The organism is Pseudomonas sp. 05N432, assembly GCF_056396945.1.
The window spans coordinates 53553-78984 of record NZ_JBFTMM010000008.1; the positions used below are offsets into that span (position 1 = coordinate 53553).

The 25432-nt window shown below is 60.1% G+C and carries 23 protein-coding genes; 20 read left to right on the plus strand and 3 right to left on the minus strand.

The window, feature by feature from the left end; translation table 11 throughout:
• The 9 genes from arnC to AC1DHT_RS10530 are packed head-to-tail and all read left to right on the plus strand — an operon-like array spanning nucleotide 1 to nucleotide 9844.
• On the plus strand, nucleotides 1-1020 hold the full coding sequence (gene arnC / locus AC1DHT_RS10490; RefSeq protein ID WP_054597464.1) for an undecaprenyl-phosphate 4-deoxy-4-formamido-L-arabinose transferase: 1020 nt from the start codon (nucleotides 1-3) through the stop codon (nucleotides 1018-1020).
• The gene (gene arnA, locus AC1DHT_RS10495; RefSeq protein ID WP_477761351.1) at nucleotides 1017-3008 is read left to right on the plus strand and encodes a bifunctional UDP-4-amino-4-deoxy-L-arabinose formyltransferase/UDP-glucuronic acid oxidase ArnA; all 1992 of its coding nucleotides are present in this window, start codon (nucleotides 1017-1019) and stop codon (nucleotides 3006-3008) included. Before arnC ends, arnA begins: the two co-directional genes overlap by 4 nt.
• Nucleotides 3008-3892, plus strand: coding sequence for a 4-deoxy-4-formamido-L-arabinose-phosphoundecaprenol deformylase (gene arnD / locus AC1DHT_RS10500; RefSeq protein ID WP_054597466.1), 885 nt, complete (start codon nucleotides 3008-3010; stop codon nucleotides 3890-3892). Before arnA ends, arnD begins: the two co-directional genes overlap by 1 nt.
• Nucleotides 3889-5538 (plus strand): lipid IV(A) 4-amino-4-deoxy-L-arabinosyltransferase, encoded by a 1650-nt coding sequence (gene arnT / locus AC1DHT_RS10505; RefSeq protein WP_427540102.1) that lies wholly within the window; start codon nucleotides 3889-3891, stop codon nucleotides 5536-5538. Before arnD ends, arnT begins: the two co-directional genes overlap by 4 nt.
• A complete protein-coding gene (gene arnE, locus AC1DHT_RS10510) occupies nucleotides 5535-5879 on the plus strand; it encodes a 4-amino-4-deoxy-L-arabinose-phosphoundecaprenol flippase subunit ArnE (RefSeq protein WP_427527867.1) in 345 nt (114 codons plus the stop codon). Before arnT ends, arnE begins: the two co-directional genes overlap by 4 nt.
• Nucleotides 5876-6289, plus strand: coding sequence for a 4-amino-4-deoxy-L-arabinose-phosphoundecaprenol flippase subunit ArnF (gene arnF / locus AC1DHT_RS10515; protein WP_427527869.1), 414 nt, complete (start codon nucleotides 5876-5878; stop codon nucleotides 6287-6289). Before arnE ends, arnF begins: the two co-directional genes overlap by 4 nt.
• The gene (locus tag AC1DHT_RS10520; RefSeq protein ID WP_427527871.1) at nucleotides 6286-7665 is read left to right on the plus strand and encodes a UDP-glucose dehydrogenase family protein; all 1380 of its coding nucleotides are present in this window, start codon (nucleotides 6286-6288) and stop codon (nucleotides 7663-7665) included. The genes arnF and AC1DHT_RS10520 overlap by 4 nt, the downstream gene beginning before the upstream one ends.
• A gap of 10 nt (nucleotides 7666-7675) precedes the next feature.
• Nucleotides 7676-9271, plus strand: coding sequence for an ArnT family glycosyltransferase (locus AC1DHT_RS10525; RefSeq protein ID WP_427540099.1), 1596 nt, complete (start codon nucleotides 7676-7678; stop codon nucleotides 9269-9271).
• A 51-nt stretch (nucleotides 9272-9322) separates the two neighbouring features.
• Nucleotides 9323-9844 carry a GNAT family N-acetyltransferase gene (locus AC1DHT_RS10530; RefSeq protein ID WP_427540096.1) on the plus strand — a complete coding sequence of 174 codons (522 nt, stop codon included), beginning with the start codon at nucleotides 9323-9325 and terminating at the stop codon, nucleotides 9842-9844.
• 262 nt (nucleotides 9845-10106) lie between these two features.
• Here AC1DHT_RS10530 and AC1DHT_RS10535 read toward each other — a convergent pair whose 3' ends face one another.
• Nucleotides 10107-11072, minus strand: coding sequence for a LysR family transcriptional regulator (locus AC1DHT_RS10535; RefSeq protein WP_427540093.1), 966 nt, complete (start codon nucleotides 11070-11072; stop codon nucleotides 10107-10109).
• A gap of 294 nt (nucleotides 11073-11366) precedes the next feature.
• Between AC1DHT_RS10535 and argH the strand changes: the two genes are divergently transcribed.
• From argH to AC1DHT_RS10590, 11 genes are all read left to right on the plus strand, one after another.
• Complete coding sequence (gene argH / locus AC1DHT_RS10540; protein ID WP_427540090.1) at nucleotides 11367-12794, plus strand: argininosuccinate lyase; 1428 nt, start codon at nucleotides 11367-11369, stop codon at nucleotides 12792-12794.
• Between the two features lie 148 nt (nucleotides 12795-12942).
• On the plus strand, nucleotides 12943-13818 hold the full coding sequence (locus tag AC1DHT_RS10545) for an amino acid ABC transporter permease (RefSeq protein WP_054597473.1): 876 nt from the start codon (nucleotides 12943-12945) through the stop codon (nucleotides 13816-13818).
• A 20-nt stretch (nucleotides 13819-13838) separates the two neighbouring features.
• On the plus strand, nucleotides 13839-14603 hold the full coding sequence (locus AC1DHT_RS10550) for an amino acid ABC transporter ATP-binding protein (RefSeq protein ID WP_401113709.1): 765 nt from the start codon (nucleotides 13839-13841) through the stop codon (nucleotides 14601-14603).
• 24 nt (nucleotides 14604-14627) lie between these two features.
• Nucleotides 14628-15452: an ABC transporter substrate-binding protein gene (locus AC1DHT_RS10555; protein ID WP_427540086.1), complete on the plus strand. Its 825-nt coding sequence runs from the start codon at nucleotides 14628-14630 to the stop codon at nucleotides 15450-15452.
• Nucleotides 15453-15649: 197 nt separating this feature from the next.
• Nucleotides 15650-16498, plus strand: a complete 849-nt coding sequence (locus AC1DHT_RS10560; protein WP_427540083.1) for a polysaccharide deacetylase family protein — start codon at nucleotides 15650-15652, stop codon at nucleotides 16496-16498.
• Nucleotides 16491-17378 (plus strand): polysaccharide deacetylase family protein, encoded by an 888-nt coding sequence (locus AC1DHT_RS10565; protein WP_427540080.1) that lies wholly within the window; start codon nucleotides 16491-16493, stop codon nucleotides 17376-17378. The genes AC1DHT_RS10560 and AC1DHT_RS10565 overlap by 8 nt, the downstream gene beginning before the upstream one ends.
• Nucleotides 17375-18742 (plus strand): MmgE/PrpD family protein, encoded by a 1368-nt coding sequence (locus tag AC1DHT_RS10570; protein WP_427540077.1) that lies wholly within the window; start codon nucleotides 17375-17377, stop codon nucleotides 18740-18742. Before AC1DHT_RS10565 ends, AC1DHT_RS10570 begins: the two co-directional genes overlap by 4 nt.
• A gap of 179 nt (nucleotides 18743-18921) precedes the next feature.
• On the plus strand, nucleotides 18922-20121 hold the full coding sequence (locus AC1DHT_RS10575; protein WP_427540074.1) for an MFS transporter: 1200 nt from the start codon (nucleotides 18922-18924) through the stop codon (nucleotides 20119-20121).
• Between the two features lie 133 nt (nucleotides 20122-20254).
• A complete protein-coding gene (locus tag AC1DHT_RS10580) occupies nucleotides 20255-20962 on the plus strand; it encodes an HPP family protein (RefSeq protein ID WP_427540071.1) in 708 nt (235 codons plus the stop codon).
• Nucleotides 20963-21145: 183 nt separating this feature from the next.
• The gene (locus AC1DHT_RS10585; protein WP_427540068.1) at nucleotides 21146-22252 is read left to right on the plus strand and encodes an enoyl-CoA hydratase/isomerase family protein; all 1107 of its coding nucleotides are present in this window, start codon (nucleotides 21146-21148) and stop codon (nucleotides 22250-22252) included.
• Between the two features lie 3 nt (nucleotides 22253-22255).
• Nucleotides 22256-23407 carry an acyl-CoA dehydrogenase family protein gene (locus AC1DHT_RS10590; protein WP_103316477.1) on the plus strand — a complete coding sequence of 384 codons (1152 nt, stop codon included), beginning with the start codon at nucleotides 22256-22258 and terminating at the stop codon, nucleotides 23405-23407.
• A 109-nt stretch (nucleotides 23408-23516) separates the two neighbouring features.
• On the opposite strand, the gene AC1DHT_RS10595 is transcribed toward AC1DHT_RS10590, so the two are convergent.
• Both AC1DHT_RS10595 and AC1DHT_RS10600 read right to left on the minus strand, forming a co-directional pair.
• Nucleotides 23517-24290: an enoyl-CoA hydratase gene (locus AC1DHT_RS10595; protein WP_427540065.1), complete on the minus strand. Its 774-nt coding sequence runs from the start codon at nucleotides 24288-24290 to the stop codon at nucleotides 23517-23519.
• Nucleotides 24291-24303: 13 nt separating this feature from the next.
• A complete protein-coding gene (locus AC1DHT_RS10600; RefSeq protein WP_427540062.1) occupies nucleotides 24304-25431 on the minus strand; it encodes an acyl-CoA dehydrogenase in 1128 nt (375 codons plus the stop codon).
• Between the last annotated feature and the right edge of the window lies 1 nt (nucleotide 25432).

The following is a 25432-nucleotide window of genomic DNA, read 5'->3' on the forward strand; positions in this document are numbered from 1 at the left end:
TTGAAGCCATATCCAATTAACTGCGTGTCGATCGTTATCCCGGTCTACAACGAAGAAGAAAGCTTGCCTGAATTGCTGCGCCGGACCGAAGCGGCCTGTCAGCTACTCAAACACGAGTACGAAATCGTCCTGGTCGACGACGGCAGCCGCGACAATTCGGCGCAAATTCTCGAAGAAGCCGCCGAGCGTGAAGGCAGCCAGGTCGTCGCGGTCATTCTCAATCGCAACTACGGCCAGCACGCGGCAATCATGGCCGGTTTCGAACATTGCAAAGGCGATGTGGTCATTACCCTCGACGCCGACCTGCAGAACCCGCCGGAAGAAATCCCCCGTCTGGTGGAACAGGCCGAACTGGGCTACGACGTGGTTGCCACCGTGCGCAACAATCGCCAGGACTCGGCCCTGCGCCGCTGGCCGTCGAAACTGATCAACCTGGCCGTGCAACGTTCCACCGGTGTCGCCATGAGCGATTACGGCTGCATGCTGCGCGCCTACCGCCGCACCATCGTCGACGCCATGCTGGCCTGCCGCGAACGCAGCACCTTCATCCCGATCCTGGCCAACAGCTTCGCCCGCCACACCACCGAGATTCTGGTGCAGCACGCCGAGCGCGAGCATGGCGAGTCGAAGTACAGCCCGATGCGCCTGATCAGCCTGATGTTCGATCTGCTGACCTGCATGACCACTACCCCGCTGCGACTGCTGAGCATCATCGGTTTCAGCCTGGCGGCGCTGGGCATGTTGTTTGCCTTCCTGCTGATCTTCCTGCGCCTGATCTTCGGCGCCAGCTGGGCGGGTGGTGGCACCTTCGTACTGTTCGCCGTACTCTTTGTGTTCACTGGCGGCCAATTCATCGGCATGGGCCTTCTGGGTGAGTACCTGGGCCGCATGTACAGCGATGTCCGCGCCCGTCCGCGGTTCTTTATCGAAAAAATCCTACGTAACAAACCCGCTAGTCCTGCTCCCGTTGCCACTGTCGACGGTCTGCCTTCCACCACTACTGATCAGGTTTCGCCATGAGTTCAAAAGCTGTTGTTTTCGCCTATCACGATATTGGCTGTGCAGGTATCGAAGCACTGCTAAACGCAGGTTTCGAGATTGCTGCCGTGTTTACCCACGCCGACGATCCGAAGGAAAACACCTTCTACGGCTCGGTCGCTCAGCTGTGCGCCCGCAAAGGCATTCCTGTGCATGCACCGGAAGACGTCAACCACCCACTGTGGATCGAGCGCATCGCCAAACTGAACCCGGACTACCTGTTCTCGTTCTACTACCGCAACCTGTTKGGTGAGCAACTGCTGGCTACCGCCCGCAAAGGCGCGTTCAACCTGCACGGCTCGTTGCTGCCAACCTACCGCGGCCGCGCTCCAGCGAACTGGGTACTGGTCAACGGCGAAACCGAAACCGGCGTGACCCTGCACCGCATGGTCAAGCGTGCCGACGCTGGCGCAATCATTGCCCAGCAACGCGTCGCGATCGAGCGCGCCGACACCGCACTGACCCTGCACGGCAAGCTGCGTGAAGCCGCTTCCAACCTGCTGCGTGACACCCTGCCATTGCTGGCTCAGGGCAAAATCACCGAAACCGCCCAGGACGAATCCAAGGCCACTGTTTACGGTCGTCGTACCGCGGCAGACGGCAAACTGGTCTGGAAGAAGCCGGCTGAAGAGCTGTTCAACCTGGTTCGCGCCGTGACCCAGCCTTACCCGGGTGCTTTCTGCGCCGTGGGCGAGCACAAACTGATTGTCTGGAGCGCTGAAGTCGTCAAGGGCAACGAAGGCCTGGCTCCAGGCCGCGTGATCAGCGTCGATCCGCTGCGTATCGCTTGCGGCGAAGACTCCCTGGTTATCACTTCCGGCCAGCGTAACGAAAGCGGCCTGTACCTGAGCGGCCCGCAACTGGCCAACGAACTGGGTCTGGTCGACGGTTCCGTACTGCGTGGCGCTGAATCGGGCCGTGCCCCGCGTCGTACCCGCGTACTGATCCTCGGCGTCAACGGCTTCATCGGTAACCACCTGTCCGAGCGCCTGCTGCGTGACGACAAGTACGACGTCTATGGTCTGGACATCGGTTCCGACGCTATCGAGCGTCTGCGCAGCCACCCGAACTTCCACTTCGTCGAAGGCGATATCAGCATTCACTCCGAGTGGATCGAATATCACATCAAGAAGTGCGACGTGGTTCTGCCGCTGGTGGCCATCGCCACTCCAATCGAATACACCCGCAACCCGCTGCGCGTATTCGAACTGGACTTCGAAGAGAACCTGAAACTGGTTCGCTACTGCGTGAAGTACAACAAGCGCGTGATCTTCCCGTCGACCTCCGAAGTCTACGGCATGTGCCAGGACAAGAACTTCGACGAAGACACCTCGAACCTGATCGTTGGTCCGATCAACAAGCAACGCTGGATCTACTCGGTCTCCAAGCAACTGCTGGACCGCGTGATCTGGGCCTACGGCGCCAAAGGCCTGAACTTCACCCTGTTCCGTCCGTTCAACTGGATGGGTCCACGCCTGGACCGTCTGGACTCGGCCCGTATCGGCAGCTCCCGTGCCATCACCCAGCTGATCCTGAACCTGGTGGAAGGCACCCCGATCCGTCTGTTCGACGGCGGCGAGCAGAAGCGCTGCTTCACTGACATCGCCGACGGCATCGAAGCCCTGGCCCGTATCGTTGATAACGAAAATGACGCGTGCAACGGTCAAGTCATCAACATCGGTAACCCGGACAACGAAGCCAGCATCCGTCAGCTGGGCGAAGAACTGCTGCGTCAGTTCGAAGCTCACCCACTGCGCGCCAACTTCCCTCCGTTCGCCGGTTTCCGCGACGTAGAGAGCAAGGCGTTCTACGGCGCTGGCTACCAGGACGTGGAACACCGCAAGCCAAGCATCGAAAACGCCAAGCGCCTGCTGAACTGGGAGCCAACCGTTGAGATGAGCGAAACCATCGGTAACACGCTGGACTTCTTCCTGCGCGAAGCCATGCTCGAAATCGCGGACAAGCGCTGATGCAGGCAGGTCTTCGGATCGATGTCGACACCTACCGAGGTACCCGTGAGGGGGTACCCCGGTTGTTGGAGATGCTCGATGAAGCACAAGTCAAGGCGACGTTTTTCTTCAGCGTTGGTCCGGACAACATGGGGCGCCATTTATGGCGCCTCATCCGTCCGCAGTTCCTCTGGAAAATGCTCCGCTCCAATGCCGCAGGTCTGTACGGCTGGGACATCTTGCTGGCCGGCACCGCCTGGCCAGGCAAGCCCATCGGTCGTGACCTGGGGCACCTGATGCGCCAGACCCTCGCGGCTGGCCATGAAGTAGGGTTGCACGCCTGGGATCACCACGGCTGGCAAGCCAACGCAGGGCGCTGGAGCGATGCCGAGCTGATCGAGCAGATTCGCCGGGGCGTAGATACCCTCAGCGATATTATCGGGCAGCGCGTCGACTGTTCAGCGGCCGCCGGCTGGCGTGCCGATGAGCGGGTCATCGAAGCCAAGCAGCATTTTGGCTTTCGTTACAACAGCGACTGTCGCGGACAAAGCCTGTTCCAGCCTCGGCTGGCAGACGGCAGCCTCGGCACGCCACAAATTCCGGTCGACTTGCCAACCTTCGATGAAGTGGTGGGTCCCGTCGTAGCAGCCAATGAGTTCAACTCATACATTCTTGACCGATTCAGCCCCTCGAAGCTGAACGTATATACGATACATGCGGAGGTAGAAGGGATTCTGATGGCAAACGATTTCCGTCAACTGCTGGTTGATGCGCGTCAGCGTGACATCCAGTTCCAGCCGCTGGGTAACCTCTTGCCCGCCCAACCGACAACCCTGCCTCAGGGGCGCGTAATACGTGGCGCCCTCGAAGGCCGAGAAGGATGGTTGGGAGTGCAAGGCGCATGACCAAACGCTGGGCTTTGCCGTTACTGCTTATCGCTTTCGGTCTGGTCTATCTGTTGCCGCTGGGCACGCATGGTCTGTGGATTCCGGATGAAACCCGCTACGCCCAGGTCAGTCAGGAAATGCTCCTGAGTGGCAACTGGGTGTCGCCGCATTTCATGGGCCTGCGTTATTTCGAGAAACCAATTGCCGGTTACTGGATGATCGCCATCGGCCAGGCCGTGTTCGGCGAGAACCTGTTCGGGGTGCGTGTTGCATCGGCACTCGCGACCGGTTTGAGCATCCTGCTGACCTACCTGATCGCACGCAGGCTCTGGAACGATCCGCGTAAAAGCATCGCCAGCGCATTGCTCTACATGAGTTTCGCTGTGGTCGCCGGTCAAGGCGGCTATTCCAACCTCGACCCGCAATTCACGTTCTGGGTCGACCTGAGCCTGGTAGCCTTGTGGTTCGCACTGGACAGCAGCAGTCGCAATGCGCGGTTGATCAGCTGGGCAACCCTGGGGCTGGCCTGCGGCATGGGCTTCCTGACCAAGGGGTTCCTGGCCTGGTTGCTGCCGGTATTGATCGCCCTGCCCTACATGATCTGGCAAAAACGCTGGCGTGAACTGTTGGCCTACGGCCCGATGGCTATCGTGGTCGCGATTGTCGTCAGCCTGCCGTGGGTCCTGGCCGTGCATGCGCAGGAACCCGATTACTGGCGTTTCTTCTTCTGGCACGAGCACATTCGCCGCTTTGCCGGTGACGACGCGCAGCACGCAGCGCCGTGGTGGTTCTACCTGCCGATGCTGGTAGCGTTCAGCCTGCCGTGGGCAGCCTTCCTGCCGTCGGCGCTCAAGCAAGCCTGGCAAACCAGGCGTCAGGCAAGCACCGGCTTCCTGCTGTTGTGGCTGGTCCTGCCGCTGGCGTTTTTCAGCCTGAGCAAAGGCAAGTTGCCGACCTACATCCTGCCGTGCCTGCTACCTCTGGCACTGTTGATGGGCAATGCACTGATTGACCGACTGAACCTGGGACAAAGCCGGCTGTTCAAGATCAACGGCCTGCTGAACCTGGTCATCGGTCTGACCACCTTGCTGGCGATGGTTTACCTGCAACTGAAAAAACCCGTATATGTCGATGAAATGCACAGCCTGGTGCTGGTGTTCATTGTGCTCATGGGCTGGATCCTGTCCAACCTGCTGCTGGTGGTTCGACCGTTGAGCGCATGGGCTGCGCCGGCAATCGGCAGCTGGTTGCTGATCGCCATCCTGCCGGCTGCATTGCCGCACTCGGTGGTCTACAACAAGATGCCCGACCAGTTTGTCCTCCAGCACATTGACGAACTCAGCCAGACCAAAAGCCTGCTGAGCAATGACCTGGGAGCGGCCTCCGCGCTGGCCTGGCGTCTGCAACGCCCTGAAGTGGCGTTGTACAACACCATCGGTGAAGTAAAATACGGCCTGGACTACCCGGACGCCGCGGCGCGTCGGGTCGATACCGACCACGTGCAACAGTGGATGAGCGAAGCCCGCAAGACCGGCCCGGTAGGTGTCGTCATGCGCGTCAAGGGTGATGATGAAGTCCACGAACTCGACCTGCTGCCCAAGGATGGCAAGCATTACGAGCAAGGCAACATGGTCATTCTGATCATTCCACAGAGCGCGCCATGACCCTGATTCTGCTGTTGTCCGCCTGTCTGCTGACCTGCATGGGCCAGATCGCCCAGAAATACGCCGTGGAAAGCTGGCGCGGCAAGGACTCCGGCTGGGGCGAGAAACTGCTCTCGCCGTGGTTATGGCTGGCGCTGGCGTGCCTGGGCTTTGGCTTGCTGGTGTGGCTGCTGGTGCTGCAGCGCCTGGAAGTCGGTATCGCCTATCCGATGCTCAGCCTCAACTTTGTGCTGATCACCCTGGCCGCCCACTTCGTCTTCCACGAAACCATCGATCGTCGTCACTGGATCGGCGTTGCGCTGATCATCGCCGGCGTCGTTCTGCTCGGGAGGCACGCATGAGCCTTCGTCGCGGAATCAGCTTTGCCATGGGCAGCGTCGCGCTGGTCAGTGCCGCGCAGTTGGGCATGCGCTGGAGCATGAGCCATTTGCCACTGCCCGATCAGTGGCTGCAGGCCCTGAGCAACGGTAGCATCGACCTGCTCCCGATCGGCGTGGTACTGGCGTCGATCTGCGCTTACGCCCTGTCCATGCTGTGCTGGCTCGTCGCTCTGCGCGATCTGCCGCTGGGCCGGGCCTACTCGCTGTTGAGTATCAGCTATGCACTGGTGTATCTATTGGCCGCCAGCCTGCCGCTGTTCAACGAAAATTTCAGTCTTTCCAAAACACTCGGGGTGGCCTTGGTCATCCTCGGTGTCATCACTATCAACTCTCGAACTGCTCGCGCCACAGAAGTCAGGAATGCCTCATGAAAATCAGTGTAATTGGTAGCGGTTATGTCGGTCTGGTGCAGGCAACTGTCCTGGCTGAAGTCGGCCATGATGTCGTCTGCATGGACGTCGACCAGAACAAGATCAAAATGCTGCAGAAAGGCCACGTCACTATCTTTGAACCAGGGCTGGAGAGCATGGTCAAGGAGAACCTGGAGAGCGGGCGCCTGCACTTCACCAGCGACGAGAAAATGGCCATCGAGCACGGCCAGGTCCTGTTCATCGCTGTCGGCACACCGTCGGACGAGGACGGCTCGGCCGACCTGAAATATGTCCTGTCCGTGGGTGACGCGGTTGCGCGCCATCGGGTCGAGCCGCTGATCCTCGTGGAAAAGTCCACTGTTCCAGTCGGCACCGGCGATACCCTGCGCGCGCACATTGAAGAAGTCCTGAAGAAAGCCGGACGCACCCTGGAGTTCGATATCGTCTCCAACCCGGAATTCCTCAAGGAAGGCTCGGCCGTCAGTGACTGCCGCCGTCCTGACCGCATCGTCATCGGTTGCGAGCGTGAAGAAGTCCGTGAAGTGATGCGCGACCTCTACGCTCCCTTCAACCGCAACCATGACCGCATCATGTTCATGGACCTGCGCAGCGCCGAGCTGACCAAGTACGCGGCCAACTGCATGCTCGCGACCAAAATCAGCTTTATCAACCAGATCGCCGAACTGGCCGAACACCTGGGTGCGGATATCGAAGCCGTGCGCATGGGCATCGGTGCAGACCAGCGCATCGGCTACCACTTCATCTACCCTGGCTGCGGCTATGGCGGTTCGTGCTTCCCGAAAGACATGCGCGCGTTGATCCACAGCGCCCAGGAAGCCAATTGCTCCAGCGACCTGCTGCAAGCGGTCGAAGCCATCAACCAGCGGCAGAAACACAAGCTGTTCGAACGCATCAACGCGTTCTACAAAGGTGAGCTGAAAGGCAAGACCTTCGCCCTCTGGGGCCTGGCGTTCAAACCCAACACCGACGACATGCGCGACGCGCCAAGCCGGGTGCTGATGGAAGCCTTGTGGGCTGCCGGCGCACACGTGCGGGCCTTCGACCCTGAAGCCATGCAGGAAACCCAACGCCTGTACCCGGATCAACCGAACCTGTCGCTGATGGGCACGCCGGAATCCGCGCTGGTGGGCGCAGACGCGTTGATCGTTTGCACCGAATGGCAACAGTTCAAGGCGCCGGACTTCAAGTTGATCGAAGAGCGTCTCAAAGCTCCGGTGATCTTCGACGGTCGCAACCTCTACGACGCCGAACGTCTGGCACGTAAAGGCTTCAAGTACTTCCCGATGGGTCGTGGCGAGTCGCGCAACCTGCCAATCCCTCAGCAGCAGTGGCCAGCCTCTTCCGTCGTAGCCTAGGAGGCCCCGCGTGCACGCCAATCCATCGACAGGGATCCGTCAACAATCGTTAGGTCTGGGGCTATTGGCGCTGCTGCTGTTCTGCGCCGGGGTCTACCAGCAATCGGCGATCGGATTCGACACGCGGTTTGTACTGTTTGCCCAGGAAATGCTGCGCCATGGGCCGGGATTCTTCCCGACCACCTATGGCCAGCCTTACGCTGATTACTGGGCCACCTCGACGTTTTTTACCTGGCTGCTTTCGCAGCCCTTTGGCCAGGTAAACGCGTTGACGGCCTGGTTACCCAGCGCCATTGCCTCGGCGACGATTGTCACGCTGATGTACCGGCTGGTAGCGCCCTACTCCAGAACCTGGGCGCTGATCGGCATTGCCTTGATGATGCTGAGCAACACCTTCATCACCGAAACCCGCGCCGTGTCCCTCGACCAGATGGTCGCGGCCGTGACCTTCGCCGTGTTCTACCTCGGCTATGCCGCCGACCACTTCCAGGCGCCGCGACGACTGCCGCTGATACTCGTGTTGCTGGTGCTCGGTTTTGCCATTCGCGGGCCGATTGGCCTGGTGGTGCCTACCGGCGTCTTGTGCAGTTATTACCTGCTCAATGGCCAGTGGCGCCGGATGATCACGATCGGCTTGCTGGCGGCGGTGCTATTGGCCGCCGGTATCGGCTTGCTGCTGTGGCTGGCCAACGTCAGTGGTGGCCCGACCTTCATGCAAGACGTGATCCGTATGCAGTTCATGGGGCGCATTGATGGCCGTGAAGGCGCGAGCGGTCCGCTGTTTTACTTCAGCAGCTCGCTGGGCAACTATGCGCTGGCGTATCCGTTGGCGGTAGTGGTGCTGGCCGCCGTGTTGCTGGTCGGTCGCAAGGATCGTGGGCCAGCGTTGCGGTTGCTGACCTTGTGCACTGCTGCCGGGCTGGTCGTGATGATTGGCCTGTCGATTCCGATGGCAAAAAAAGCCCGCTACATGCTGCCGATGCTGCCGATGGCGGCGATCATTGCGGCGTATCCGTTCCAGGCCCAGGGCCGGGTGTTCCAGTGGTTGCGCGGCCTGATGCAAGGCCTGTGGCTGCTGCTACCTGGTCTGCTGATCGTCGGGTTGCTGGTCGCCAAGCGACGTTTTCCGGAGCATCTCACCTCGGTGACGGCGGTGATGGTGATACTCGGTGTGTTGCAGGTGATCGCACTGGGTCTGTTGTTCAAGCCACGCATGCGTGCGGTGGGTCTGGCCTTCACCGCAGTGCTGGCATTGTGGTCCGCCTACATCCTGGTGTTTGAACCGGTGGAGCGTTCGCTCTTCGACACCCGTACTTTCAGTCGTGCAGCCTTTGAGCTGATCCAGAAAGACCCGGCACCTGTGGTGCTTCACGCCATGGGCAAAGACGCCAAGGCGATCAAGTTCATGGTCAACGTCGAGCATGACCTGTTCCCGGTCTTCACTCATTCAGTGCAAGAGCTGGAAAACCTGAAAGGCCCTGCCTGGCTGGTGATGGAAAAAAGTGACTACGAGGCCCTGAAAGGCTCTCGGTTGGCAACATTGCAACCGGTGCTGAACGGGAACTTCGACAAGGACGATTACGTCCTGCTGCATCTGGTGCCGTAGCAGCCCTGAACGGGTTGCACATCGTCAGGGCGCTTGCTTAAGCTTGCGCCCATGACTATTTCCCTCCGCCGTGCCCAATTCAACGATGCCAGCGCACTGCCCGCCGTAGAGCGTTCAGCTGCCGCCCTCTTCCGTAATGACCCTGAGCTTGCCTGGCTTGCCGACGCCCCCGTGACCAGCTTCGAACAGCACCTGCGCGCCATAGAGTCCGCGCAGGTCTGGGTTGCCGAGATGGCCAATGGATCAATCGTGGGTTTTCTCAGCGCCCATACCGCCGATACCGAACTGCATATCCAGGAGATCTCCGTCTGCAGCGGTTTTCAGGGCCAGGGCCTGGGACGCAGGTTGTTGCAGACCGCCCTTGAGTACGCACGCCAGAACGGGTTGACCGCACTGACGCTGACGACCTTTCGCGAACTGCCGTGGAACGAGCCGTTTTATCGGCGATTAGGTTTTGAAACCCTGGCATTTTCCGATCTCGATCAACGCTTGCAGGCAGTGCTTGAAGCAGAAATTACCCATGGATTGCCGGGCGCCCGACGGTGTGCGATGCGCTATTGCATCAAGCCGTAAAGAGTATGTATCGGCGGGAAACAGCCGCAGGAATCATTGTCCTGTGGCCAGCACTTTCATGTCATCAACCGGTCTTGCGTCGAACAGTCTCGCACCGATATCAGCCACTACTTCAGGCGAAACAGAGTCGTTGTTTGACTTGCCCATCGAACATTTAAATATGTGTTCGACACTGCCTGCCAGGCGCTATAAACGCCAAACCCTGAGACAACTCCGCCGAGTTATCAACGACTATCAACCCAGCAGGCATCCACGCTTGATTTCAGGCCCCCGCCTTCAGATCCACCCCCAAGGCCTGGGCAAACGCCTTGACCAACGGACTGCGCACCGTGTTGTGCCGCAGGATCAAATTGAACGGTGTATTGAAGCTGATCAGGTCCGGCCGCAGGGCTCTGAACGTGCCTTGTGCAACCAGAGTCGCGGCATAGTGCTGTGGCAGAAAACCCAGGAAACGCCCGGTCTTGATCAGCATGGCGACGGCTTCGACCTGTGACGCCGAGGCAGAAAAACTGTCGTACCGGGCAAACGTCAGCTTGTCGCGGTGGATGGCGTAGCGATGGTTGATGAACTCGTGTTGCTTGAGCACATCTTCGCCCATCTGCTCATTCGGAACGCTGAACAACGGGTGCCCCACCGCGCAGTAGGCCTCTGATCTTTCTTCATACAACGTGAAGTAATCGAACTCTTCTCTTTTCTGATAAACCGGCACTATTCCGGCGACCAACCGCCCTTCTACAACGCCTCTTTCCACTTCATCCAGTTGTGAGGCCTGAAGTTGAAACCGCACTTTCGGCGACTCTTCATTTATTCGCTTTAATGCGGCAACTAACGGAGAGTTTTCATCGGTAATCGTATTATCGATCACCCCTACTCCCAAGTCGCCTATCAATTCATTCTGAGCGCAACTAAGCTTGTCTCGAAAGTTGTCGACCGAGGCAAATAAGTCAATCGACGCCTGATAGACCAGGCGCCCTTCTTCGGTCAGATGAAACCCCTCTCGACCCCGAGTACACAGGCGCATGCCGATACGAATCTCAAGATCGGAGATCTGTTTGCTGATGGCTGCCAGCCCCACATTCAGCTCGTTTTGAGCGGCACTAAAACCGCCGGCCTCGACCACCGCCTTGAACACTTTGAGCAGTTTGAAGTCCAGCCCGCTCAGGGCCAAAGGCGCTCGATGAGCCGTTTTCAACGGCGGGTTTCCAGAATTGGAAAGTGGGGTTTCCATAATGCTTATTTACCTCTGGCGCCCGATTCAACAGTCTGTGTCCAACAACAAAAATAACGCTGGCTAATAATAATGAACACAGAAAACCAGGCTTGGCAACTCCCAATAATTTCCCTCAGTCAGCGCCAAGTCGCTGATTCGAAACTATTAAAAGCTGACACTTCGATCAGCTCTCGCCACTTGCAACTGCCCTCTTGAAAACTGCATGAGCCGAACCACGCCCGGACTATCCCGGCGAGTGTCCAAGGCTCTGCGTAACGACATCAGTTCGTGTTACCGACGAGGAAAACAACAATGACTCAAGCAACCGATCGTTTGTGGGGAGCGCGTTTCAAAAGCGGTCCGTCCGAAGCCCTGGCAGCCCTGTCCCGCTGCCCTGAGCGGTACTTCCGCCTCACCCCTTACGACCTGGCCGGTTCCAAGGCCCATGCCGGGGAATTGCACCGCGCCGGCTTGCTCGATGCACAGGAAACCCAAACCATGCTCGATGCGCTGGAGCGCATTGGCGAAGACTTCCGTGCTGGCTTTGTCAGCCCGACCCTCGACGACGAAGACGTCCACACCTTCATCGAGCGCCTGCTGACCGAACGCCTTGGCGCACTGGGCGGCAAGCTGCGGGCCGGACGCTCGCGCAACGATCAGACCGCCAACGATCTGCGACTGTTTCTGCGTGATCACGCTCGCACCCTGACCACTGAAGTGCTGGCCCTGCAACAGGCGCTGGTTGAGCAGGCCGAGCTGCACATCGACAGCATTTGCCCGGGCTTCACTCACCTGCAACAGGCGCAACCGATTGTGTTTGCCCATCACTTGCTGGCCCACGCCCAGTCGATGCTGCGCGATGTGCAACGCCTGGTGGATTGGGACGTGCGCACTTCCCTGTCGCCATTGGGCGCAGCGGCCATGGCCGGTTCCGCTATCGCCCGTCAGCCGCAGCAATCGGCGAAGGAAATGGGCTACAGCGGTGTCTGCGAAAACTCCATCGACGCCGTGGCCAGCCGTGACCACGTTGCCGAGTTCCTGTTCGTGGCGAGCATGCTCGGCGTCAACATCTCGCGTTTGGCCGAAGAGTTTTGCCTGTGGTCTTCACGGCAATTTCGCTGGGTTGCGCTGGACGATGCCTACGCCACCGGCAGTTCGATCATGCCGCAGAAGAAAAACCCGGACATCGCCGAACTGGCGCGGGGCAAGGCTGGCCGTTTGATCGGCAACCTGACCGGCCTGCTGTCGACCCTCAAATCCCTACCGCTGTCCTACAACCGCGACCTGAGCGAAGACAAAAACGGTGTGCTCGACAGCGTCGACACCCTGTTGCTGGTGCTGCCAGCCATGGCCGGGATGGTCGCGACCATGAAGGTCAACGTCGAAGAACTGCGTCGCCAGGCACCGCTGGGCTTCACTCTCGCCACCGAGGTCGCCGACTGGCTGGCGGTGCGCGGTGTGCCGTTCAAAGAGGCCCACGAAATCACCGGTGCACTGGTTCAGGCCTGTGAAAAACACGACATCGAACTGTGGGAAGCCTCGCCGGCACTGCTGGCCGAGATCGATGTGCGCCTGACCCCCGAAGTGCGCGACAGCCTGACCCTGGAAGCCGCCATCGCAGCCCGCAGTGGCTGGGGCGGAACCGCGCCGCAGCAGGTCCGTGAACAGATCGGCCGCTTGAGAACCGCCCTCGCCGCACAGCAGCAATGGGCCGAAAACTATCAAGGCTTCCGCCTCTGAAGCACCGCACAGAACCTGTGGGAGCGAGCCTGCTCGCGATTTCGATATCACATTCAACATCAATGTTGGCTGACCCACCACTATCGCGAGCAGGCTCGCTCCCACAGGGATTTAGCTGATCTGAAAGACCAGCGTAAGGAGAATCGAAATGAACCAGACTCAGGCAGAGCTCCTCGCGGAGCGCAAAAAGGCCGAAAACCAGTTCGACATTACCCAGTACGAGCATGTGCCTCGGCGCTATTACGGGCGGATCTTCTTCGCCACGCTGATCGTCGTCGCCATCGTCGGTCTGGTCAGGGCTTTCGCCGAGGGCAAGATCGAGTGGTCGTACATCGGCCAGTTCCTGACCTCCCAGGCGATTCTGTTCGGCTTGCTCAACACCATCGTCATGGCCGTGCTGGCGATGGCGCTGGGGATTGTCTTCGGGGTGATCACCGCCGTGATGCGCATGTCGGCGAACCCGATCCTGCGCTATGTCGCGGTGACATACACCTGGCTGTTTCGCGGTACGCCGTTGATTCTGCAATTGCTGTTGTGGTTCAACCTGGCGCTGATCTTCCCCACCATTGGCATTCCGGGGCTGTTCGAACTCGATACCGTCAGCCTGATGACGCCCTTCGTCGCAGCGCTGCTGGGCCTGAGCATCAACCAGGGCGCCTACACCGCTGAAGTGGTGCGCGCCGGTCTGCTCTCGGTGGACACCGGCCAGTACGAAGCAGCCAAGTCGATCGGCATGCCGCGCCTGCAAGCGCTGCGCCGGATCATCTTGCCGCAGGCCATGCGCATCATCATTCCACCGGTCGGCAACGAGTTCATCGGCATGGTCAAGATGACCTCCCTGGCCAGCGTGATCCAGTACTCGGAACTGCTCTACAACGCGCAGAACATCTACTACGCCAACGCCCGCGTGATGGAGCTGCTGATCGTCGCCGGCATCTGGTACCTGGCCGCCGTCACCGTCTTGTCCTTTGGTCAAAGTCGTCTGGAGCGTCGTTTCGCTCGCGGCGCCGGCAAGCGCTCGTGAGTCACGCAGGAGAATTGAACATGAGAAGCATCGTCAAGGCTGTTGGCCTGAACAAGTACTACGACCAATACCACGCGCTCAAAGACATCAACATCGAAGTCGAACAGGGCGAAGTGCTGTGCATCATCGGGCCGTCCGGTTCCGGCAAAAGCACCCTGCTGCGCTGCGTCAATCAGCTGGAAAAAATCGACAAGGGCGGCCTCTGGGTCGACGGCGAGTTGGTGGGTTACCGCATTGCCGGCAACAAACTGCACGAGCTCAACGAGTCGCAGATCGCCCGGCAGCGGCTGGCCACCGGCATGGTGTTCCAGCGCTTCAACCTGTTTCCGCACATGACCGTGCTGCAAAACATCATCGAAGGCCCGTGCCAGGTGCTCAAGCGTTCGCCCAAGGAAGCGCACGAAGATGCGCTTGAGTTGCTGGCCCGCGTCGGCCTGGCCGACAAGCGCAACAGCTACCCGATCGAACTCTCGGGGGGTCAGCAACAACGGGTGGCCATTGCCCGAGCGCTGGCCATGCGGCCCAAGCTGATGCTGTTCGATGAACCCACTTCGGCACTCGACCCGGAACTGGTCGGTGAGGTGCTGTCGGTGATGCGCGATCTGGCGCAGACCGGCATGACCATGATCGTCGTCACCCATGAACTGGGCTTCGCCCGCGAGGTTTCCAATCGCATGGTGTTCATGGACGGCGGGCAGATCGTGGAGGCAGGAAGCCCCGAAGAAATACTAATAAGTCCACAAAACCCGCGCACCCAAAGCTTCATTTCTGCCGTTCGCACCTAACGACAACTCAAAAAGAGAACGACCATGAAAAAACTCCTTATCCCTGCAGTAGTGGCTGGCCTGATGGCCTCTTCGATGACCTGGGCAGCTGATTTGCCCGCGAGCATCAAGGCCAAGGGCGAAATCGTCGTGGCAATCATGCCCAACTATCCGCCAATGGATTTCAAGGACCCGGCCACCAACACCCTCACCGGCCTGGACTACGACTTGGGCAATGTCTTGGCCGAGCGTCTGGGCGTGAAGATCAAATGGCAGGAAACCGGCTTCGAGCAAATGATCAACGCCCTGACCACCGACCGTGTGGACGTGGTGCTGTCGGGCATGACCGACACCGCCGAGCGCCAGCAGAGCGTGACCTTCGTTGACTACTTCACCAGCGGGCCGCAGTTCTACACCCTGCAAAAGAACAAGGACACCAACGAAATTGCCGACCTGTGCGGCAAGAAAGTCGGAACCAGCCGACGTACGACGTTCCCGTCGGAAATTGCTGAATGGAGCAAGGCCAATTGCGAAGCGAAGGGTAAACCGGCGATCAACGTGATCGGCACCGAAGGCTCCGCCGACGCCCGTGCGCAACTGCGCCAGAGCCGCATCGATGCGGCCATGCAGGGCAGCGAAACCCTGTCGTATCTGAAGACCCAGGAAAAGGACACCTACAAGACCGTGGGGGCGCCGATCTCGGTGCAGTTCAGTGGTCTGGGCGTCAGCAAGAAAAAACCCGAGTTGAGCGAAGCGGTGAAAGTCGCGCTGCAAAGCATGATTGATGACGGCAGCTATCAGGCGATCTTGAAGAAGTGGGATCTGGAGTTGGGTGCCATTAAAACCGTGACCATCAACGCCGGGAAGTAACGCTGAAATACGTTGCCCCGTAGCAGCTGTCGAGCACGCGAGGCTGCGTTCGAGGACGCAGTCCTCGCAAGTCTGTGTACACGGTTTACCTGAAAGAACGCGTTGTCTGATTTTACGGCGGCTGCGCCACCGAACGCAGCCTCGCGGGCTCGGCAGTTGCTACGGGTGTTATGACCATATATGAACGGAGCGCCACGATGTCCTCCTCGCCCCAACCGACGTGGCCCGACGGCCACACCGCCTGCCTGGCCCTGGCCTTCGATCTCGACGGCCCCACCGGCGATGCGATGCTCAACGGTTCGATCTGGCACAAGCCCGAGTATTTCGGTTTTGGCGGTTACGGGCCGTATCGAGCCTTGCCACGGATTCTCGACCTGCTCGACGAATTCCGCATCCCGAGCACCTTCTTCGTCCCGGCCTGGGTCGTGGAGAACTGGCCGAGACAGTGCCAGTCGATCATCGAGCGCGGGCATGAAGTGGCTTACCACGGCTACAAACACGAGTCCTTCTATGCCCTGACACTGGAGCAGCAAAAGGACGTCATGAATAAATGCCGCGAGGTGTTCTGGCAGCATTTGAACATCCGCGCAGAAGGCTTTCGCACCCCGTCCGGTGACTGGCGGGCCGAGACGCCGGCCATGCTGGTGGAGGCTGGCGTGACCTACTCCAGCAGCATGCGCGGCGATGACCGGCCGTATCTGGTGAAAGTGCCAGGCTACGAAACCCCGCTGGTGGAAATCCCCGGCCGCTGGGAAATGGACGATTACGCTTCCCTCGCCTACACCCGCGCGCCGGACTTTCCCTCGGGGCTGGACCGTACCGCCAGCTATGAGCTGACTCTCGACAATTGGTGCCGTGAGTACGACGGCGCGATGAACGAAGGACTGTGCCTGACCACGCTCTTCCACCCGAAGATCACCGGCAAACCGGGGCGCATTCTGCTGCTGGAGAAACTCTTCGAACACATGCGCCAGCGTGATGACGTGTGGTTCGCCACCTGCCGCGATGTCGCCCACTGGTGGCTCAAGGAGCATCAACATGACTGATTCGACGGTCTGGCCCAAAGGCTACCGGTGCGCCGTGGTGTTGACCGTCGACTACAACGACGTACACGGCATCCTGACCCAGGCCCCGGAAGTCGCCGGCCGCGACAAGACGTTGTCGGTGTGGCGCTACGGCACCCAGCGCGGGGTCGAACGCTTGCTCGCACTGTTCAAGGAGCTAGGCGTTTCCAGCAGCTGGTGCATACCGGGCATCGTTGCCGAAGAGAACCCCGAACATATCCGCGCGATCCAAACCGCCGGTCATGAAATTGCCTGCGCCGGTTATCGTCATCAGAACTACGACAGCCTGAATCTGGCCGAGCAGACCGCTGCTCTTGAGCGCGGCTGCCGGGCTCTCGCGGCCATTACCGGTCAGCGCCCGGCGGGTTTCCGGATTCCCGCCGGCAACTGGGCACCGGGGTTTACCGAAGCGTTGCGCGAGCAAGGCATTCGCTGGTCGTCGTGCTGGCGTGGCGATGACCTGCCGTTCGCCCATCCGACGGCGCCTGAGGTGATCGAACTGCCAATGCACTATGAACTGGAGGACGAACCGTACTTCGCGTTCAACCTGAGCCCGGCAGTCCCGCCCGCGCAATCGCGGATTGCTTCTTACAGTCATACCTTGGGCAACCTGCAAATGGACTTTGCCGGGTTTCATCGCTTTGGCCTGTGCTACGTGTTGCGCCTGCACCCGGAAATCATCGCGACCCCGGGACGCATCGGTGTCCTGCGCGAGTTGCTGCTGGGTATCCAGCAACACGACGACGTTTGGATCGCCACGGCTGGCGACGTCGCCCAGTGGTGGGCCGAGCGCGCTGTGCCGATGGACGAGGAGCATCCAGCCGCCGTGTATGAGCGGCATTATCGAGCGTACTTGCCATGAGTGAACGATTGCAGCGTCTGGCGCAATTTTGCGTCGAGACCCGTTTCGACGACTTGCCGCCGGCACTGGTGGCACAAGCCAAGCGGCATATTCTCGATACGGTCGGCGCGACCCTGGCCGGGGCCGCCAGTGAAATTGCCGTCACCGTCCGGCAAACCTTTGCCAATGAAACCGGCCCAACACTGGTCTGGGGCACTGCACAGTATGTCGGCGCCGCGCAGGCAGCGATGCTCAATGGGATCGCCGCCCATGCCCTGGAACTGGACGATACCGGTGGCTGCGATCACTCCGGCGCAGTGGTGCTGCCCGCAGTGATGGCAGCCGTCAGCCTGAGTCCTGCGCCGGTAAACGGTCGTGAGCTGATTACTGCGGTGGTGATTGGCTACGAGATCGGTCGGCGGGTACTTGAGGCTTGCGGCGGTTACTCGGCGCACAACGGCGCCGGTTGGCATTCGACCGCCACCTGCGGGGTGTTCGGCGCGGCAGCGGCCAGTGCGCGAATACTCGGTCTTGATCCGGCCCAAACCCTCGCCGCATTGGGTATTGCCGGCAGTTTCAGCGGTGGCCTCTGGGCGTTTATCCATGATGGCTCGCACAGCAAAAAGCTTCACAGCGGCCGCGCCGCCGAAGGCGGTCTGCTGGCGGCGCGGTTTGCCGAGCAAGGGATCAGCGGGCCAACGAAGTTGTTCGACGACGTCTGGGGCGGCTTTCTCAAGACCCTCGCGGCTGAACACGCGCAACCCGAAACGCTGGACGCAGACCTTGGCGTGGTGTGGAAACTCACCCGCTGCTCGATCAAGCCCTACGCATCATGCCGTGGCACGCATTCGGCCATCGATGCCTTGGGTCTGTTGCTTGAGCAATTGCAGATCGAAGCCGGTGAGTTGGAAGACGTTCAGGTGTCGCTGTGTGGTTTTCTCAACGAGATGTGCGGCGGGCGCGATGTCGGCAGTCTGGCAGCCGCGCAAATGAGCCTGCCGTATGCCCTCGCCGCTCGATTGGTCCATGGGCATTGCCGGCTTGAGGCTTATGACGACGAACAACGCAGCGCGTCAGAAATCGCTCATTGGATGTCGCGCATTCACCTTGTAGTGGAACCGCACCTGTCAGAGGATGGCGAGCCGGTCGTGAGCATTCGCAGCCGCGATGGTCGCACGGCGAGCCTGTGTGTCGAGGTGCCGTTGGGCGCACCGGGGAATCCGTTGAGCGATGCAGCGCTGGAGGAGAAGTTTTTCAGCCTGGCGACGCGGGTGCTGTCGATGGAACAGGCGACTGGGTTGCTGGAGCGGTTGTGGCAACTGGAAAAACTGGAATCGGTCGGTACGCTGGATCAACAACTCTCGATGCAAACACCACCCCTGTAGCAGCTGCCGAAGGCGGCGTTCGGCTGCGAAGCAGTCGTAAAATCAGGCAATGCGGTTTTTCTGAAGTACCGGGTTGTCTGAATTGCGAGCGCTGCGCACTCGAACGCAGGCTGCGCCAGCTGCTACAGGGTTTCGAAACGCTGGAACCGTATTTCAATAACAAGGACTCGTGTACCACCGTGGCCACTTACTCGCTCGTTATTCGCCGCCTGATGATCTGCTCGCTGACCATCGTCGTCAGCCGCGCCATCACCAGCCCGTTGCTGACACTGTTCCTCAGCAACAAGCTGGGCCTGAACCAACAGGACGTTGGCTTGCTGTTGGGCATCGCGGTGTTCATCGCCACCCTGCTCGCGTTGTATGGCGGTTACATCATCGACCGCCTGGAAAAACGCCGGTTGCTGATTCTGGCGATGCTTTCCAGCGCCGTCGGTTTTGTCCTGCTGACCTTCGCCCACGACCTTTACCTGACCACCCTGACGCTGGTGATTACCGAAACCGCTTCGGCGCTGTTTCTGATCGGCTCCAAAGCGATCCTCAGTGAAAACCTGCCCATTGGGCAGCGGGCCAAGGCGTTTTCGCTGCGCTACACCTTGACCAATATCGGCTACGCCACCGGCCCGATGCTCGGTGTGGTGATCGCCGGAGTGCAGCCATTGGCACCGTTCCTGATTGCCGGTGGCATCGCCTTTTTCAGTACCTTCCTGATGAGAGGGATTCCCGGATCAGCCAAGGAAGCGGCCGTTGGCCAGCCACAAAGCTTTCTGAAAACCCTGGTGACCCTGAAGAACGACCGCACACTGATCATGTTCACCTGCGGCTGCCTGCTCAGCACCGTGGTTCACGGACGTTTCACCCTGTACCTGTCGCAATACCTGCTGGTGACGCAAAACGAGCACATTGCCCTGCAAACCATGGCCGCGATCCTCGCCTGCAACGCAATCAGCGTGATTCTCTTGCAGTACCAGATCGGCCGCTTCCTCAAGCGTGAACAGCTGCGTTACTGGATTATTATTGGCAGCAGCCTGTTCATCCTCGGGTTGATCGGCTTCAGCTTCGCGCAAAACCTGGTGCAGTGGTGCCTGGCGATGTTTGTCTTCACCCTTGGCGAAATGATCATCTACCCGGCAGAGTTCCTGTTCGTCGATACCCTGGCCCCGGAAGAACTGCGCGGCAGCTACTACGGCGCGCAGAACCTGGCGGCGCTGGGCGGTGCGGCGAGCCCGGTGATTTGCGGCTTTTTGCTGACCCACACGGCACCGGCGACGATGTTTTATGCCCTCAGCGCACTGACCGCCATGGGCGGATTGCTGTGTTTCCTGAGTGGTCGGCGCGTCGCCACACTTCAAAATAAATGCACTGAAAGCTCATTAATATGAATTTGTCAGGAGTGAGATAGATCGGCACACTGTGCCGGTTCCTCCCCCAAATGTTGGAACACTTAAAGGGCTTTCTGGTGATCCAGACAAGCCCTTCTTTTTGCCCGTTCTTTGCCACTGGATCGTTTTCGTTATGCTCGCTCGCTGGATACCCGCTGCCGTCAACACCCGCCCCTCCGAATGGAGCCGTGCCGCCATCGGCATGTCGCTGGGCACACTGCTGAGTGTCTGGCTGTGTGGTCAGGTGTTCGGGATGGACGTGGCCTTGCACTTGATCGGGCCGTTGGGCGCTTCAGCGGTGTTGCTGTTCGCCGTGTCTTCCGGCGCGCTGGCGCAGCCGTGGTCGATTCTCGGCGGCTATTTGTGTGCCGCGGTGGTGTCGCTGCTGGTGGCCCATGTGCTTGGGCGCACGCTGGGCAGTGCCTGCCTGGCGGCTGGCATGGCGCTGATTCTGATGTGCTGGCTGCGTTGCCTGCACCCGCCGGCGGGAGCGTTGGCGTTGCTGCTGGTGGTGGCGGACCCGGCGACCATCGCGATGGAATGGCGCGAACTAGGGCCGGTGATGCTCGCCGCGACGTGCATGCTGCTCAGCGCCCTGGTCTATAACAACCTGACGCGGATCCGTTACCCCAAGGGCCACAGCGAGCCAGTCGCGGTGGTGCCCGCCGATCATCCGCCCGCAGACGTCCTGGCGATTACCGCCGAAGACCTCAAGCTGGCCCTGGCCGATATGCAGGAGTTCTTCGACGTCACGCCGGAGGACCTTGAGCAGTTGATCCACGCCAGCGAGCTGCACGCCAAACGCCGCAGCATCGGTGAAGTGTTCGGCACTCGGCCTTAGCTACTAAAGATTTGAAATGCCCTATCAGGGCGTTTATGCGATGAATCAGCGTGCAGGCATAACAAAAATGCAGACCGGACCTGCATCTATCACGGTTGTACATCGCAAATTTGCACTGTTACGATCCGGCATCGTTCGCGCGCGAACACTTCTATAAAGAACAATAAAAGCAGGGAGTTAGTGATGACTGCTCAGGTTTCATCCCAGGCGACCCACCGCATTGATGCCAGCGCCAACGACGTGCTGGCCGAGGTCCGCAACCACATTGGCCATCTGACCCTCAATCGCCCCGCCGGCCTCAACGCCATTACCCTGGACATGGTCCGCAGCCTGCACCGACAACTCGATGCCTGGTCGAAAGACCCGCACATCCACGCCGTGGTGTTGCGCGGAGCTGGCGAAAAAGCCTTCTGCGCCGGTGGCGATATCCGCTCGCTGTACGACAGTTTCAAAAGCGGCGGCACCCTGCATGAAGACTTTTTCGTCGAGGAATACGCCCTCGACCTGGCGATCCACCATTACCGCAAACCGGTACTGGCGTTGATGGACGGTTTCGTCCTCGGCGGCGGTATGGGCCTGGTGCAAGGCGCAGACCTGCGGGTGGTCACCGAACGCAGCCGCCTGGCAATGCCGGAAGTGGCCATCGGTTACTTCCCGGACGTTGGCGGTAGCTACTTCCTGCCACGGATTCCCGGCGAACTGGGCATCTACCTTGGCGTCAGCGGCGTGCAGATCCGCGCCGCCGATGCGCTGTATTGCGGGCTGGCCGACTGGTACCTCGAAAGCCAAAAACTCACCGAGCTGGATCAACACCTCGACAGCCTCGAGTGGCACGACACCCCGCTCAAGGACCTGCAAGGTCTGCTGGCGAAACTCGCGGTACAGCAACTGCCCGACGCACCGTTGCAAACATTGCGGCCAACGATCGACCACTTCTTCGCCCTGCCGGATGTGCCGAGCATTGTCGAGCAACTGCGCACCGTTACGGTTGCCGACAGCCACGACTGGGCGATGACCACTGCCGATGTGCTCGACAGTCGTTCACCGCTGGCCATGGGTGTAACGTTAGAGATGCTGCGTCGCGGCCGTCAGTTGAGCCTGGAAGACTGCTTCGCCCTCGAACTGCACCTCGATCGCCAATGGTTCGAACGCGGAGACCTGATCGAAGGCGTCCGCGCCTTGCTGATCGACAAAGACAAGAGTCCACGCTGGAACCCTCCGACCGTGCAGGCGCTGAACGCCAAACACGTTGCGAGTTTCTTCAGCGGTTTTGACCAGAGCGGGAGCTGAGCCATGCACGATATCGAATTGACCGAAGAACAAGTGATGATCCGCGACATGGCCCGGGATTTTGCCCGCGGCGAAATCGCCCCTCACGCCCAGGCCTGGGAAAAAGCCGGCTGGATCGATGATGCGCTGGTGGCCAAGATGGGCGAGCTGGGTTTGCTCGGCATGGTGGTTCCCGAGGAATGGGGCGGCACTTACGTCGACTACGTGGCCTACGCGCTGGCGGTAGAAGAGATTTCTGCCGGCGACGGCGCCACCGGTGCCTTGATGAGCATTCACAACTCGGTGGGCTGCGGACCGGTTCTGAACTATGGCACTGAAGAACAGAAACAGACCTGGCTGGCGGATCTGGCCAGCGGTCAGGCCATTGGCTGCTTCTGCCTGACCGAGCCGCAGGCCGGTTCCGAAGCGCACAACCTGCGCACCCGTGCCGAACTGCGCGACGGCCAGTGGGTGATCAATGGCGCCAAGCAGTTCGTCAGCAACGGTCGACGGGCAAAACTGGCGATTGTGTTTGCCGTGACCGACCCGGAGCTGGGTAAGAAAGGTTTGTCGGCGTTCCTGGTGCCAACCGACACACCGGGTTTTATCGTCGACCGCAGCGAACACAAGATGGGTATCCGCGCTTCCGACACCTGCGCGGTGACGCTGAACAACTGCACGATCCCCGAAGCCAATCTGCTGGGTGAGCGCGGCAAGGGTTTGGCGATTGCTTTGTCCAACCTCGAAGGCGGTCGTATCGGCATCGCCGCACAGGCGCTGGGTATCGCCCGTGCTGCTTTCGAAGCAGCGCTGGCCTACGCCCGTGACCGGGTGCAGTTCGACAAGCCGATCATCGAGCACCAAAGCGTCGCCAACATGCTGGCCGACATGCACACCCGGCTGAACGCCGCGCGCTTGCTGATCCTGCATGCCGCACGGTTGCGCAGCGCCGGCAAGCCATGCCTGTCGGAAGCCTCACAGGCCAAGCTGTTTGCCTCGGAGATGGCCGAGAAGGTCTGTTCGTCTGCGATACAGATTCACGGCGGCTACGGCTATCTGGAGGATTATCCGGTGGAACGCTACTACCGCGATGCGCGGATCACGCAGATTTACGAAGGCTCGAGCGAGATTCAGCGGATGGTGATTGCGCGGGAACTCAAGAACTACTTGGTCTAACCCCTTAAAAGCATCGCGAGCAGGCTCGCTCCCACAAGGGATCTCATGAACACCAGAGATCCACTGTGGGAGCGAGCCTGCTCGCGATTAGGTCGGTGAGAGCGCTACATTACTTACCGACGAACTGCGCCTCACGCTTGGCAATAAACGCCGCCATGCCTTCTTTCTGGTCCTGTGTGGCAAACGCCGCATGGAACACCCGACGTTCGAAGCGCACGCCTTCGGACAGGCTGACTTCAAAGGCGCGGTTGACGCTTTCCTTGACCATCATTGCAATCGGCAAGGACTTCTTGGCAATCAGCGCGGCAACCTTCAGCGCTTCATCCAGCAGCTCATCCACCGGTACGACGCGCGCAACAATGCCGCAGCGTTCCGCTTCCACCGCGTCGATCAGGCGGCCGCTGAGGCACATTTCCATGGCTTTGGCCTTGCCCACGGCGCGAGTCAGGCGCTGGGTGCCGCCCATGCCCGGCAACACGCCGAGGTTGATTTCCGGCTGGCCGAATTTGGCGTTGTCGCCAGCCAAAATAAAGTCGCACATCAGCGCCAGCTCACAGCCACCGCCCAGGGCAAAACCGGCGACCGCCGCGATGATCGGCTTGCGTCGATTGGCCACCCGGTCACTGTCGCTGAACAGATCGTCGAGGTAGATCTGCGGGTAGGTCAACTCGGCCATTTCCTTGATGTCGGCACCGGCGGCAAAGGCTTTTTTCGAGCCGGTCAGCACGATGCAGCCGATTTCCGGATTGGCTTCCAGACCGTCCAGCGCGTGGTTAAGCTCGCTGACAATCTGCGCATTCAAGGCATTCAGGGCTTGCGGGCGGTTGAGGGTGATCAGACCCACACGACCCTGGACTTCCAACAAAATCGTTTCGTAGCTCATGCAACGTTCCTTCTCAAAGATTGCGCGAAATGACCATGCGCTGAATATCACTGGTGCCTTCATAGATCTGACAAACCCGCACGTCGCGGTAGATCCGCTCCAGCGGGAAGTCGTTCAGGTAACCGTAACCACCGAGGGTTTGCAAGGCCATCGAGCAGACCTTTTCGGCCATTTCCGAGGCGAACAGCTTGGCCATCGAGGCTTCCACCAGCGCCGGTTTGCCGCTGTCACGCAGGGCCGCGGCGTAATGCACCATCTGCCGGGCGACGGCGATTTGCGTGGCCATGTCAGCCAAACGGAAGGCTACCGCCTGATGCTCGATGATCGGCTTGCCGAAACTCTCGCGCTCGCGGGCGTAATCGCGGGCGGCTTCGAACGCGGCGCGGGCCATGCCGACCGACTGCGAAGCAATCCCGACGCGCCCGCCTTCAAGGTTGGCCAGGGCGATTTTGTAGCCTTCGCCCTCCTCACCCAGACGATTGGCCACCGGCACCTTCACGTCCTCAAAGAGGATTTGGCAGGTGTCCGAGGCGTGCTGGCCGAGCTTGTCTTCAACCCGCGCAACCTTGTAGCCCGGCGAATCGGTCGGCACGATAAAGGCGCTGATCCCGCGTTTGCCGGCGCTCGGGTTGGTGACTGCGAAGACGATCACCACCCCGGCGTTTTGCCCCGAGGTAATGAACTGCTTGCAGCCGTTGAGCACGTAGTGATCGCCGTTCAGGCGGGCACGGGTTTTCAGGCTGCTGGCATCGGAACCGGCCTGCGGCTCGGTCAGCGCGAACGCCCCGAGCATGGCGCCACTGGCCAACGGTTTGAGGAAGCGTTCTTTCTGATCGTCGTTGCCGAACTTGAGGATCGGCACGCAACCCACCGAGTTGTGCACACTCATGATGGTCGAACAGGCGCCATCGCCAGCGGCGATTTCTTCCAGGGCCATGGCGTACGCCAGGTAACCGGTGTCGCAACCGCCCCACTGCTCCGGCACCAACATGCCGAAGAAGCCCAGTTCGGCCATCTCGCCGATGGCTTCCTTGGGAAAGCGGTGCTCGCGATCCCACTCGGCGGCGAACGGCTTGAGCCGTTCCTGGGCAAATTGCCGGGCCGCGTCGCTGATCTGTAGTTGTTCGTCAGTCGGTAGCATG

Coding starts and splice junctions, on each gene's coding strand:
- arnT (WP_427540102.1), top strand. CDS start 3,889: ATGACCAAACGCTGGGCTTTGCCGTTACTGCTTATCGCTTTCGGTCTG.
- AC1DHT_RS10565 (WP_427540080.1), top strand. CDS start 16,491: ATGACTGATTCGACGGTCTGGCCCAAAGGCTACCGGTGCGCCGTGGTG.
- AC1DHT_RS10530 (WP_427540096.1), top strand. CDS start 9,323: ATGACTATTTCCCTCCGCCGTGCCCAATTCAACGATGCCAGCGCACTG.
- AC1DHT_RS10590 (WP_103316477.1), top strand. CDS start 22,256: ATGCACGATATCGAATTGACCGAAGAACAAGTGATGATCCGCGACATG.
- argH (WP_427540090.1), top strand. CDS start 11,367: ATGACTCAAGCAACCGATCGTTTGTGGGGAGCGCGTTTCAAAAGCGGT.
- AC1DHT_RS10580 (WP_427540071.1), top strand. CDS start 20,255: ATGCTCGCTCGCTGGATACCCGCTGCCGTCAACACCCGCCCCTCCGAA.
- arnE (WP_427527867.1), top strand. CDS start 5,535: ATGACCCTGATTCTGCTGTTGTCCGCCTGTCTGCTGACCTGCATGGGC.
- AC1DHT_RS10535 (WP_427540093.1), bottom strand. CDS start 11,072: ATGGAAACCCCACTTTCCAATTCTGGAAACCCGCCGTTGAAAACGGCT.
- AC1DHT_RS10600 (WP_427540062.1), bottom strand. CDS start 25,431: ATGCTACCGACTGACGAACAACTACAGATCAGCGACGCGGCCCGGCAA.
- AC1DHT_RS10545 (WP_054597473.1), top strand. CDS start 12,943: ATGAACCAGACTCAGGCAGAGCTCCTCGCGGAGCGCAAAAAGGCCGAA.
- AC1DHT_RS10550 (WP_401113709.1), top strand. CDS start 13,839: ATGAGAAGCATCGTCAAGGCTGTTGGCCTGAACAAGTACTACGACCAA.
- AC1DHT_RS10585 (WP_427540068.1), top strand. CDS start 21,146: ATGACTGCTCAGGTTTCATCCCAGGCGACCCACCGCATTGATGCCAGC.
- arnD (WP_054597466.1), top strand. CDS start 3,008: ATGCAGGCAGGTCTTCGGATCGATGTCGACACCTACCGAGGTACCCGT.
- AC1DHT_RS10555 (WP_427540086.1), top strand. CDS start 14,628: ATGAAAAAACTCCTTATCCCTGCAGTAGTGGCTGGCCTGATGGCCTCT.
- AC1DHT_RS10570 (WP_427540077.1), top strand. CDS start 17,375: ATGAGTGAACGATTGCAGCGTCTGGCGCAATTTTGCGTCGAGACCCGT.
- arnF (WP_427527869.1), top strand. CDS start 5,876: ATGAGCCTTCGTCGCGGAATCAGCTTTGCCATGGGCAGCGTCGCGCTG.
- AC1DHT_RS10595 (WP_427540065.1), bottom strand. CDS start 24,290: ATGAGCTACGAAACGATTTTGTTGGAAGTCCAGGGTCGTGTGGGTCTG.
- AC1DHT_RS10520 (WP_427527871.1), top strand. CDS start 6,286: ATGAAAATCAGTGTAATTGGTAGCGGTTATGTCGGTCTGGTGCAGGCA.
- AC1DHT_RS10560 (WP_427540083.1), top strand. CDS start 15,650: ATGTCCTCCTCGCCCCAACCGACGTGGCCCGACGGCCACACCGCCTGC.